At 71.9% G+C, this 11,998-nt stretch carries 9 protein-coding genes; 4 read left to right on the top strand and 5 right to left on the bottom strand.

The window, feature by feature from the left end; all coding sequences use genetic code 11:
• Positions 1 to 30 precede the first annotated feature (30 nt).
• Both MHY49_RS17610 and pta read right to left on the bottom strand, forming a co-directional pair.
• Positions 31 to 1,308, bottom strand: a complete 1,278-nt coding sequence (locus MHY49_RS17610) for an acetate kinase (protein ID WP_239206322.1) — start codon at positions 1,306 to 1,308, stop codon at positions 31 to 33.
• Positions 1,305 to 3,464, bottom strand: a complete 2,160-nt coding sequence (gene pta, locus MHY49_RS17605) for a phosphate acetyltransferase (protein WP_370646209.1) — start codon at positions 3,462 to 3,464, stop codon at positions 1,305 to 1,307. Before pta ends, MHY49_RS17610 begins: the two co-directional genes overlap by 4 nt.
• Before the next feature lie 118 nt (positions 3,465 to 3,582).
• Here pta and MHY49_RS17600 point away from each other — a divergent pair, with 118 nt between their 5' ends.
• From MHY49_RS17600 to guaA, 3 genes are read left to right on the top strand one after another with little or no spacing between them, the layout of a single operon-like run.
• Entirely contained in the window at positions 3,583 to 4,509 is a 927-nt protein-coding gene (locus MHY49_RS17600; protein ID WP_239206320.1) for an SURF1 family cytochrome oxidase biogenesis protein, read from the top strand.
• Positions 4,484 to 4,960 carry a DUF3817 domain-containing protein gene (locus tag MHY49_RS17595; protein ID WP_239206318.1) on the top strand — a complete coding sequence of 159 codons (477 nt, stop codon included), beginning with the start codon at positions 4,484 to 4,486 and terminating at the stop codon, positions 4,958 to 4,960. The genes MHY49_RS17600 and MHY49_RS17595 overlap by 26 nt, the downstream gene beginning before the upstream one ends.
• A gap of 9 nt (positions 4,961 to 4,969) precedes the next feature.
• On the top strand, positions 4,970 to 6,562 hold the full coding sequence (guaA, locus tag MHY49_RS17590) for a glutamine-hydrolyzing GMP synthase (RefSeq protein ID WP_239206316.1): 1,593 nt from the start codon (positions 4,970 to 4,972) through the stop codon (positions 6,560 to 6,562).
• Positions 6,563 to 6,860: 298 nt separating this feature from the next.
• Here guaA and MHY49_RS17585 read toward each other — a convergent pair whose 3' ends face one another.
• Entirely contained in the window at positions 6,861 to 7,988 is a 1,128-nt protein-coding gene (locus MHY49_RS17585) for a GNAT family N-acetyltransferase (RefSeq protein ID WP_239206314.1), read from the bottom strand.
• A gap of 134 nt (positions 7,989 to 8,122) precedes the next feature.
• Positions 8,123 to 10,066: an MDR family MFS transporter gene (locus MHY49_RS17580; protein WP_255720063.1), complete on the bottom strand. Its 1,944-nt coding sequence runs from the start codon at positions 10,064 to 10,066 to the stop codon at positions 8,123 to 8,125.
• A gap of 171 nt (positions 10,067 to 10,237) precedes the next feature.
• Between MHY49_RS17580 and MHY49_RS17575 the strand changes: the two genes are divergently transcribed.
• Complete coding sequence (locus tag MHY49_RS17575; protein WP_239206312.1) at positions 10,238 to 10,984, top strand: TetR/AcrR family transcriptional regulator; 747 nt, start codon at positions 10,238 to 10,240, stop codon at positions 10,982 to 10,984.
• A 12-nt stretch (positions 10,985 to 10,996) separates the two neighbouring features.
• Here the strand turns inward: MHY49_RS17575 and MHY49_RS17570 are convergent.
• Positions 10,997 to 11,998, bottom strand: a 1,002-nt coding sequence (locus tag MHY49_RS17570; protein ID WP_370646208.1) for an acyltransferase domain-containing protein, incomplete at its 5' end; no start/stop codon positions are given.

Raw genomic sequence — 11,998 nt, 5'->3', positions numbered from 1 at the left:
GGAGGGGAGGGGGAGCGGGCGCGGGACGCGTCAGCCCCGCGCGACGGCGAGGGCCTGCTGGGCGATCTCGAGCTCCTCGTCGGTGGGGACGATGAGGACGCGCACGGGGGAGTCGTCGGTCGAGATCGTGCGGATGCCCGGTGCCCGCTCGGCGTTGCGCTCGCGGTCCAGGACGATGCCGAAGCCCTCGAGGCCCGCGAGGGCGCGCTCGCGGACCTCGGGCACGTTCTCGCCGATGCCCGCGGTGAACGCGATGACGTCCAGCCCGCCGAGAGCGAAGGCGTAGGAGCCCAGGTACTTGCGCAGACGGTGCACGTAGACCTGCATGGCGAGCTCCGCGGTCTCGTCGCCGTTGCGGATCGCCTGGGTGATGTCGCGGAAGTCGCTCATGCCGCACAGGCCCTGCATGCCCGAGCGCTTGTTGAGCAGGGTGTCGATGTCCTCGACGCTCATGCCCGCGCTGCGGTGCAGGTGCACGAAGACCGCCGGGTCGATGTCGCCCGTGCGAGTGCCCATGACCAGGCCCTCGAGCGGAGTGAGGCCCATCGAGGTGTCGACGGGCGCGCCGCCGGCGATCGCGGAGGCGGAGGCGCCGTTGCCCAGGTGCAGCACGACCTGTCGGAGACCCGAGGCGTCCTTCCCCTCGGAGGCGAGCAGCTCGGTGACCTTCTTCGAGACGTACTGGTGGCTCGTGCCGTGGGCGCCGTAGCGGCGGATCCGGTACTCGTCCGCGACGCCCTTGTTCAGGGCGTAGGTGCGGGAGGCCGCTGGCAGGTCCGCGAAGAAGGCGGTGTCGAACACGGCCACGTGCGGGATGTCCGGGAGCATCCGGCGCGCCGCGTCGATGCCGTCGACGGCCGGCGGGTTGTGCAGGGGCGCGAGCGAGCTGAGGTCGGCGATCTGGTCGCGCACCCAGGAGTCGATGGGAGTGGGCGCGGAGAAGCGCGCCCCGCCCTGGACGACCCGGTGGCCGACGGCGACGACGTGCGCGTCCTCGAGGGCCAGGCCCACCTGGTCGAACAGCTCCATGACGATCTGCATGGCGACGACGTGGTCCGGGACCTCGCCCTGATGCGCGCCGTACGCCTCACCGGCGGTGATGCGGCCCATGCCCTGGTCCAGGCCGATGCGCTCGATGATGCCCGAGGCGAAGACCTCGCCCGCGAGCGGGTCGAGCAGCTGGAACTTCAGGGACGAGGAGCCCGAGTTCACCACGAGCACGGTCGAGGTGCCCGCGGACGGGGCGCCCGGTCCGAGCTCGGCGGCGTCGGAGGATCCGGGAGCGTCGGGGGTGCTGGGGGTGCTCATGCGTCCTCCTGGGTGGGGGTCGTGCCGGCCTGGTCCGCGGCCTGCGCCTGGATCGCGGTGATCACGACCGTGTTGATGATGTCGTCCACGAGCGCTCCGCGGGAGAGGTCGTTGACGGGCTTGTTCAGGCCCTGCAGGACGGGTCCGATGGCGATCGCGCCCGCCGAGCGCTGCACCGCCTTGTAGGTGTTGTTGCCCGTGTTCAGGTCGGGGAAGACGAACACCGTCGCCCGGCCCGCGACCGCCGAGTCCGGCAGCTTCGTCTTCGCGACCGAGGCGTCCACGGCCGCGTCGTACTGGATGGGCCCCTCCACGTCCAGGTCCGGGTGCTGCGAGCGGACCGCGGCGGTCGCCTCGCGGACCTTGTCGACGTCGGCCCCGGAGCCCGAGCTGCCCGTGGAGTAGGAGAGCATCGCGACGCGGGGGTCGATGCCGAACTGACGGGCGGTCTCCGCGGACTGCACGGCGATGTCCGCGAGCTGCTCGGCCGTGGGATCGGGGTTCACCGCGCAGTCGCCGTAGACGAGCACACGGTCCTGCAGGGCCATGAGGAACACCGAGGAGACGATCTTCGCGCCCGGCTTCGTCTTGATGATCTCGAAGCTCGGGCGGATCGTGTGGGCCGTGGAGTGGACGGCGCCGGAGACCATGCCGTCCGCCGTGCCGAGCTGCACCATCATGGTGCCGAAGTAGGAGACGTCCTGGACCTTCTCCCGGGCCTGCTCGAGCGTCACGCCCTTCTTCGCGCGCAGGCGCGCGTACTCGGCGGCGAACCGCTCCACGAGCTCCGGGTCGTGCGGGGAGATCACGGAGGCCTCGGAGATGTCGTGGCCAAGCTGCGCGGCGCGCGAGCGGATCGTGGTCTCCTCGCCCAGCAGAACGAGGTCCGCGACGCCCCGGGCCAGGATGGCCGCGGCCGCCGCGAGGATCCGCGGCTCGTCGCCCTCGGGCAGCACGATCGTCTTCTTCTCGCCGCGGGCGCGCGCGAGCAGCTCGAACTCGAACATCATCGGCGTGATCACGTCGCTGCGGGTCACGTCCAGGGTCTCGAGGAGCTCGTCCATGGGCAGGTGCTCGGCGACCGCGCGGCGCGCCGCGTCGAGCTTCTGCGGGCTGTCGGCGGTGAGACGGCCGTGGGTGCCGGCGATCGCGACCGCGGCCTCGTAGGTCGAGTCCTCGGTGGCGATGATCGGCAGGTCCTGCTGCACGCCCTCGATGAGACGGGTGACCTCGCCCGGGATCTCGTAGCCGCCGGTCAGCACGATCGAGCTGAGCGCGGGGAAGGTGCCCGACTGCTGGGCGAGGAACAGCCCCGGCAGCAGGTCGTAGCGGTCGCCGGGGGCGATCACCGTGCAGTTCTCCGTGAGGCGCCGCAGCACGTTGGGCAGGCTCATCGCGGCGACCAGATTGCCCAGGGCCACGCGTCCCAGCCACTCGGGATTGCCCTGGACCAGGGTGCCGCCCACCGCATCCTTGAGCGCCTGCACGGTGGGCGCCATGATCACCGGGTTCTCCGGTATCGCGGCGACGACCACGCCCGCGGGCAGCCGCACGGAGACGGCCTCGCGGGTCGCCTCGAGCTGCTCGGGATCGCTGCGGTTCGCGACCAGCGCGATCGGCATCGCGTGGTGGGAGGCGAACTCCTGCACGCTGACCTGCGCGAGCGCTGCGACCTGATCGGGCGTGCGGTCCAGTCCCGAGACCACGATGACGACGGGCGCCGAGAGGTTCGCGGCGACCTCCGCGTTGAAGGCGAGCTCGGTGGGGTTCGCCATGTCGTCATAGTCGGAGCCGAGCACGACGAGCGCCGAGTAGCGCTGCGCGAGCTCGTGGTACTTCGCGAGGATCTCCTCCTGCGCGGCGTCCGGGTCCGCGAGGGCCCGGCGCGAGTCGACGCCCAGGGCCTCCTCGTAGCTCTGGTCGACGGCCGGATGGGAGGTCAGCAGGTCCACCGAGTAGTCCCGGTGGTCACGGGAGCCCGCCGGCCTCGGGCCGTCGGCCCGGGAGCCCTCCGGTCCCGCGCTCTCGGCCTTGAAGACGGGTCGGAACACGCCCACGCGATCGGAGCGGGCGGCGAGGGCCTCGAGGAGGCCGAGCGCGACGCTCGACTTCCCGGTCATGCCCTCCGGACTGGCGACATACACGCTGTGCGACACCCGACCAGGATAGGTGCACCTTCCCTCGGATCCCAGGGACCGGCGATCCTGGGGACGCGCGTCACGTCCGGGCCCGCGCTCCCGGCTCGCGCACGGGGGCGCCGCCTACCATGGTCGCGTGCTCCGCGTCGCCCTCCGTCCCCGCTTCCTGGGGCTGCTCGCCCTCATGGTAGTGGCGACGCTCGTCTGCGGCCTGCTGGCCACCTGGCAGTGGGACCGCGCGCACCGCGCGCTCACCCAGCAGACCGGGGAGGACCGCACGCTGGGGCAGATCACCGACGTGATCGAGCCCGGCAAGGCCGTCACCAACGAGATCGCCGGCGGCATCGTCGACGCGAGCGGCACCTACGACGCCGACCAGCAGGTGCTCGTGCCCGGCCGCCGCATCGACGGCGAGGACGCCGTGATCGTGGTGACCGCCCTGCACGTGAAGCCCGGTTCGGGGGCCGACGGCACAGTCGGCTCCGACGACGCCCTGCTGCCCGTCGCGCGCGGCTGGATCCCCGAGAAGCAGGTGACCGGCGACGACGGGAAGATCGACCCGTCGCTCGCTCCTGCGCCGCCGACGGGCGAGGTGAGCGTAAACGGCCGGCTCGAGGCGAGCGAGGCCGCGAGCCACGGCCTCGAGGGCGGCGTCGCCCAGGAGATCGCGACCCCGCTGCTCATCAACGAATGGGGCTCGCCGATGTACGCCGGGTACGTCGCCGTCGGCTCCTCGCACGATGGGCTGCACGCCCTGCCCAAGGCCGAGTCCCAGTTCTCCTCCGGACTGAACTGGCAGAACCTCGGCTACGCGCTGCAGTGGGTGCTGTTCGGCGGCTTCTTCCTCTACCTGTGGTGGCGGTCCGTGCGCACCGCCCATCTCGACGAGCTCGCCGAGAAGCGCGAGCAGATGCAGTCCCGGCTCGCGGGGGAGCAGCAGAACCCGCCCGCAGAGCCCGCCAGCCCCGTCGACCGCACCCCGGCCGACCAGACCGTCGGCCCCTCGCAGGCCGACCCGACAACCGAGGGAGAGACAGGTGCCGACTCCGCGCCCGCTCGATGAGGTGACCGCCCGCGCATCCTTCGCCCGCTTCCGCTGGGCCGCGATCGCGGAGGGCATCGCCCTGCTGATCCTCGTGGGGATCATGATCATGCGCTACGGCGTCTACGGCGGCGACCCGTGGTGGAACTCCACCTCGGACCTGTGGTCCACGATCAGCAGCCGCTGGTCGCCGATCCACGGCGTCATCTACATGATCTACGTGATCCTCGGCTTCGACATGTGGAACAAGATGCGCTGGAAGCTGCCGCGCATGGTGCTCATCATGTTCTTCGGCGTCATCCCCGTGCTCTCCTTCTTCGGGGAGCGGTTCCTGCACTCCTCGATGGAGGAGGACCTGCGGCGCCGGCCCACCCTCCAGGACACCGACGGCCAGGACGGCGCCGGCGCGGCCGGCCCGGCCGCACCTGATGGCACGGACACCCCGGGGCAGAGCCCCGCCGACGGAAAGTAGACTGATCCGGTGACTGATACCGACGCCCGACCCGTCCTCGTCGTCGACTTCGGCGCCCAGTACGCGCAGCTGATCGCGCGCCGCGTCCGCGAGGCCCAGGTCTACTCCGAGATCGTCCCGCACACGGCATCCACCGCGGACATCCTCGCCAAGGACCCGCGCGCGATCATCCTCTCCGGCGGGCCCTCCTCGGTCTACGCCGAGGGCGCCCCGAGCCTGGACCCCGCCCTGCTCGAGGCGGGCGTGCCCGTGCTCGGCCTGTGCTACGGATTCCAGTCCATGGCCGCCGCGCTCGACGGGACCGTCGCCCCGACGGGAGTGCGCGAGTACGGCGCCACCCGCCTGGAGGCCGTCGACTCCGCGAGCGAGCTCCTGTGCGAGCAGGACACCGAGCAGAACGTCTGGATGAGCCACGGCGACTCCGTGACCGCGGCGCCCACCGGGTTCCGCGTCGTCGCGACGTCCTCGGCCTCCCCGGTCGCCGCCTTCGAGCACTCCGAGAAGCACCTCTACGGCGTGCAGTGGCACCCCGAGGTCGGCCATTCCGACCGCGGCCAGGAGGTCCTCGAGAACTTCCTCTACCGCGGCGCCGGGATCTCCCCCGAGTGGACCACCGGCAGCGTCATCGAGGAGCAGGTCGAGCGGATCCGCGCCCAGATCGGCGAGGGCACCGCGATCTGCGCGCTCTCGGGCGGCGTGGACTCCGCGGTCGCCGCGGCCCTCGTCCAGAAGGCCATCGGGGATCGCCTCACCTGCGTGTACGTGGACCACGGGCTCATGCGCCTGAACGAGTCCGAGCAGATCGAGAAGGCCTTCGGCGAGTCCACGGGCGGCGCCAAGCTGATCGTGGTCGACGCCGAGGACCAGTTCCTCTCCGCGCTCGCCGGGGTCACCGATCCCGAGCAGAAGCGCAAGATCATCGGCCGCGAGTTCATCCGCACCTTCGAGCGCGCCCAGGCGGACATCCTGCGCGAGCGCGGCGTCATCGACGAGGCGGGCCACGCCGAGGCGAAGGCGTTCCTGGTCCAGGGCACGCTCTACCCCGACGTCGTCGAGTCCGGCGGCGGCGAGGGCGCGGCGAACATCAAGAGCCACCACAACGTGGGCGGCCTGCCCGAGGATCTCTCCTTCGAGCTCGTCGAGCCCCTGCGCGCCCTGTTCAAGGACGAGGTGCGGGCCGTCGGCTCCGAGCTGGGTCTGCCCGACGCGATCGTCTGGCGCCAGCCCTTCCCCGGCCCAGGCCTGGGCATCCGCATCATCGGCGAGGTCACCAGGGAGCGCCTGGACGTGCTGCGCCGGGCCGACGCCATCGCCCGCGAGGAGATGACCGCGGCCGGGCTCGACCGCGAGATCTGGCAGTGCCCCGTGGTGCTCCTGGCCGACGTCCGCTCGGTGGGAGTCCAGGGCGACGGCCGCACCTACGGCCACCCGATCGTGCTGCGCCCGGTGACCAGCGACGACGCCATGACCGCGGACTGGGCCAAGCTGCCCTACGAGGTCCTGGGCCGCATCTCCACCCGCATCACCAACGAGGTCGCGGAGATCAACCGCGTCACCCTCGACGTCACCAGCAAGCCGCCGGGCACGATCGAGTGGGAGTGACGGACCTGCCGGGCTGACCTGCAGGACCTTCCGCCGGATCGACATGGCTCCCGAGGGCTGCACGACGCTCGGGAGGCGGAGCCGACGGCGGGACGACGCGGCCATCGTGTCGCGGACGGGCTCCTGGTGAGGAGCCATGGCATATATGCCGTGGCTCCTCACCAGGAGCCCGTTGTCGTCATCCGCCCGAGGTCAGGATCCCTCGCCCTCGCGGCGCGCACCCCGGCGCACCCCGGCGCACCCCGGCGCGCCCGTAGCGCGCGCCGCCGGGTCCCGGGTGCGCGTCGTCGGGCAGGTGTCAGGCGTTCTCGTCCTCGGTCTCGGGTTCCAGGAGCCGCGAGGGGTGGGGCGGCACGTCGAGGTGCCAGGACTGCGTGCGCTCGAAGGTCTCCCAGCCCATGGACCTGTAGAGGCCGTCGGCGCTGGTGGGGGAATCCGCGTCCACCTCGAGGTCCACGTGGTCGCGGCCGCGGCGCGCCGCATCGGCGATCGCCGCCCGCAGCAGCGCCTTGGCGACGCCGTGCCCACGGGCGGAGCGGTGCACCCCCAGGTAGTCGAGGTAGGTGCCCTCACCGACGCGGCCGTGGTCGGTCTCGTGCGCGCGGCGCGTCGAGGCGACGAGCCCGCCGGCGGGCAGCCAGGTGCCGTCCCCCTCGTGGTCGATCTCCGCGATCCACCAGAGGTCCCAGTCGGCCTCCTCGGGGGACTCCACGAGCCGCTGCGAGAACTCGGCGAAGGACTCGCGGTACGAGCTGAAGTGGTCGGCGAAGGACTCCTCGAGCATGCGGTGCACGCTGCGCACGTCCTGGGCGACGGGAAGTCCCGAGGGGTGCAGGTGCACGGGGCGCACGCGGACGCCCGGGCGCGGACCCGGCAGGGAGTCGGCCTCCTCGGCGAGCACGCCGCGGCGCATGTGCAGCCAGGTGCGGACCTTCTCGAGGCCCCCGGCGGTGAGCTGGGCGGCGCGATCGGTGTCGCGCTCGTCGATGTCGATGCTCAGCTGCGTGGAGTCGACCCCGCGATGGCGGGCGAAGGAGCCGCTGACCTCGACAGCCCAGGCGATGAGCGCGGCGCTGAGCTCCTCCGGGGCGGGAGCGTCCGGAGCGATCACGCTCTGCAGGTCGGTGCGACCGCGTGCCCGGTCCTCGAGCGCGATCCAGGCGATCGGCGCGGCATCGGCGCGCGCCGTGCCGTCGGCGTCCGCCGGCACGATCACCACCTGCCGCCGGGACCAGGAGCGCAGACCCACCATACGCGAGCGCAGGTCGTCGAGGTCGATCGGCGCGGCTTCGGGGTCCACGGCGTCCTGGGCCGTGCCGAGCAGGGCCGCGACGGGCTCGACGTCGGGCTCCATGGGCACGCGCGAGGCGAGGGGATGGCCGGGGATCTCCGGGAGACGGGGCGGGACGTGGTCGCTCAGCTGCACCCGCCCATGGTCCCACGTGCCGTGCTGGATCGAGCCCGGGGGAGATCGCAGGCAGCGGACAGCGAGGAGGCCCCGCACCATCCCGTGGTGCGGGGCCTCCTCGGACGCGCGCCGCGCTGGCGCCTGCGGCGGGATCAGCGCTCGGCGTGACGACCGTGCTGCGGGGGACCGTCGGCGCGGTGCGTCTGGTGATGCGCGGGCGCGGACCCGGCGGCCGAGGACGCCCCCTCGGCGGTGTGCTCGGATCCGGCCTGCGCGGGCTCGGCCTGTGTGGGCTCGGCCTGCGCGGGCTCTCCCGCCGCAGGGGCGACCTGCGCGGACTCGGCGCTCGGCGCGGGCTCGGTGCCCGGTGCCGACGAGGCGTCGGACGCGAGCGCCGGCTCCTCCTCGTCGTGGATCGAGGACTCCGCGAGCGGGCCCGAGCCGCCCACCGCGGCGAACTGGCCGGTCGTGGTGCCCGGCTCGTCGGCCACGTGGAGGGTGTCGCGCAGCGGCATCTGCTTGATGAACAGCGAGAGCAGCAGCGCAGCGATCACGAACGGCACCGCGGTGAGGAACACGTCGTGCATCGCGTCGCCCATGCCGCTGCGGATCGCGTCGGCGAGGAAGCCGGGCAGCTTCTCGAGCTTCGAGGGGTCCAGCACCGAGCTCTCGAGGTCCGAGGAGTCGATGCCGCCGCCCTTGGCCTGCATCTGGGCGAGCTGGGCGAGATCCTGCTTGGGGAGCGAGGAGATCTTGTCCTGGATGGCGGTGGCCATCTGGGCGCTCATCACGGTGCCCAGCACCGCCGTGCCGATGGTGGAGCCCATGTTGCGGAAGAACTGCACGGCGGAGGTGGCGACGCCCAGCTCGTGCTGCGCGACGGCGTTCTGGACCACGAGGGTGTACACCTGCATGCACAGGCCCAGGCCGAGGCCGATCACGACCATGGCGAGCGTCAGGTGCCACTGCGAGTCGCCGTACTGCATGTTCTGCAGCAGGTAGTAGCCGACCACGAGCACGAGTCCGCCGGCGACCAGGAAGATCTTGTAGTTGCCGAGCTTGGAGATCAGGATGCCGACGACGATCGAGGTGAGGATCATCGCGACGGAGAGCGGGATGAGGATCGCGCCGGAGTTCGTGGCGGAGACGCCCAGGACGCCCTGCGCGTAGACGGGGATGTAGATGATCGCGCCGAACATCGCCACGGCGATCGCGAAGGACGCGGCGACGGACAGCGCGATGATCGGGCGGGCCAGCATGTGCATCGGCAGCAGCGGCTCGGCGACCTTGTTCTCGATGATCACGAACACCACGAGCAGCACGGCCGTGACCGCGTACATCCCGATGATCACGGGGGAGGACCACTCGTAGGAGGTGCCGCCCCAGGTGGTCGCCAGCAGACCCACCACGAGCGCCGGGGTCAGCGTGATCATGCCCAGCAGGTCGACCTTGCCGCTCTTGGCGGTGTGCTCGAGGTGCAGGAACTTGAAGATGAAGATGAAGGCCAGGATGCCGATGGGCAGGGTCAGGTAGAACAGCCAGCGCCAGCCGAAGCTGTCGGTGATCGAGCCGCCGATCAGCGGGCCCACGACCGAGGAGACGCCGAAGACGGCGCCCATCAGGCCCTGGTACTTGCCGCGCTGACGGGGCGGGATGATGTCGCCGATGATGGTCTGCGACAGCGGCATCAGGGTGCCCATGCCCAGGCCCTGCACGGCGCGGGCGAAGACCAGGAACCAGAAGTTCGTGGACATGCCCGCGAGGATCGAGCCGATCATGAAGATCGCGAGGCCCGCGAGGTAGAACCAGCGGCGCCCGTAGAGGTCGGAGAGCTTGCCGACGATCGGCACGGCGACGGCGGAGACGAGCATCGCGGCGGTCGCGATCCAGTTGTAGTGCGCGAGGCCGCCGAGCTCGGCGACGATGCGCGGCATCGCGGGGCCGACGATGGTCTGCGAGAGCGAGGCGACGAACATGCCGAGCATGAGACCGGCGAAGACGAGCTTGCCGGCCCGGTCGAGCCCGGTGAAGGCCTGCTCGGTCCCGCCGCGGGGCGCGCTGCGCGTGCTGGGCGCGGATGACGTGGTGGAGGTCAAGAATTCTCCTGAGTCCAGAAGGGGCGATCGGTGACGGCGGGTGCGCGGAACGCGCACGCGGAGTGGCCGGAGCGCTCCATCGAGCTTCGACCGGTCAACACTACTGCGATTGCAGTCACTGCACAATTGCAGTCACTGCACTTTTCTCGTGAGGTGGGCTACGGTCGCTCCGTGAGCAGCGCGCCAGACACCGAGCCGGACACCGCCGCCGGCTCCACACCTTCCGGAGGCCCGCAGCGCGGACCGGAGCTCGTCCCCGAATGCGGGCTGCGCGAGCGCAAGAAGCGCCAGGCGCGCGCGGACATGCATCGCGCCGCGCTCGAGCTCGTCGCCGAGCACGGTCTGGACAGCGTCACCGTCGAGATGATCGCCGAGCGCGCGGGGGTCTCGCCCCGCACCTTCTTCAACCATTGGGCGTCGAAGGAGTCCGCGGTGCTGGGGCTGCCGATGCTCGGCCCCGACGAGTCGTGGCGCGCCCTGCTGACGGCGAGCCCCGAGGCGACGCCGGAGCAGGCGCTGCGCGAGGTGCTGCGCCAGATCATCCGCACCGCCGACGCGGACCTCGGCCTGCGCGAGCTGAAGAAGCGCGTGCTGCACCGCGAGCCGAGCCTCCACGCGGTGAGCGCGGGGCGCACCATGCACATGCAGTCGGCGCTGGTCGCCGCCTTCGAGCGCCGCGTGCGCCTCGGCCCGCTCACCCCGGAGCAGGCCGAGGAGCTCATCGGCCAGGACGCGGAGACCCTCGCGGACGTCGCCGCCGACGACCCGCAGCTCTACGAGCGCGCGGTGATCGCGGTGCAGCTGGGATTCGCCGTCTCCCGCAGCGCGTTCTCGCTGTCGATGGCCCGTGGCACCACGGTCCTCGAGGAGTTCGACCACGTCTCGCACGTGGTGGGGACGCGCCGCATCGCGAACTGAGCGGGCCGCCGCTCAGCGCACCAGGTGCCCGCGTCCCGACTCCCAGCCCCGCCCGTCGGCCAGTCGCCCGCCGACCTCGCGCTCGAGCCGGCTGCGTCGCGGCAGCGCCGCGGGATCGTACGGAGGGCGTGCGCTGAACACGAAGAACGCGGCGCCGTCGTCGTCGCGGCTGTTCTCGAGGATCTCGAAGCGGTCCACGAAGGCGCCGATGTTGGAGTCCGTGCCCAGGGAGTCCACGAGCACCCGGTTCATGAGCCACGAATGGCACTCGAACTCGCGGCCGAAGGCGGCTGCGCCCGCGGGGGCGGCGGCGACGAGATCGGGATAGGCCTCCGGGAAGTACGCGCTCGCGGCCTCGAAGCTCGCCTCGACCGCGGCGGGGTCCAGAGGTCCGGTCGCCGGGATGTGCACGCCGATGATCCACCGGCCGTCGGCCGCCGAGCGGTGGAGGTCGAACTGCAGTCGTCCGAGGTGGACCAGCCGGCCGCGCCAGTTCATGGCGGTCCAGGGGACCTGATGCAGGCCCAGTCGGCCGTGGCTGCTGGCGCGGTGCACGCGCATCTGCTGGCCGAGGTCGGAGAGCACGTGCCAGGACTGCGCCTCCGAGAGCCGGCGCTGGGCGTGCCACGTGCGCACCGTGTCCGTGGAGACCACGAGGGCGAGGATCGCGATGAGCCCCTCCCCGGGGGCGATCTGCTGCTGGAGGGCGTTGTGCTCCGCGGCGAGCTCCCCGAGGGGTGCGGCGGGCGCGTCGAGTCCGGCCGATGCGCGCAGCAGGTGCGCGGTGCGGGTGATCGCGGCGAGGACCTCCGGCGCGGAGAGGGCGCGGGGGATCAGCGCCGTGAGCTCCTCGTGGTCCTGGTCGGTGATGCCCAGGCGCTCGAGCAGGGCGTCACGGCCGTCGTCGGTGAGTGCGCGGGCGACGTCGTCCTCGGTGAGTGCGCCGGTCGCGGCGACTCCCGTCGGCAGGTATCCATCGGGCAGGGCTCCGCGCAGGGGAGGGGTCTCGGGGCG

It is taken from the genome of Brachybacterium sp. ACRRE (assembly GCF_022346485.1).
GTDB lineage: Bacteria > Actinomycetota > Actinomycetes > Actinomycetales > Dermabacteraceae > Brachybacterium > Brachybacterium halotolerans.
This window is presented reverse-complemented; position numbering and strand designations above follow the sequence as displayed.

What these genes read in the sequence shown, in the direction of transcription:
- MHY49_RS17610 (WP_239206322.1), bottom strand. Translation starts at nt 1,308, where the DNA reads ATGAGCACCCCCAGCACCCCCGACGCTCCCGGATCCTCCGACGCCGCC.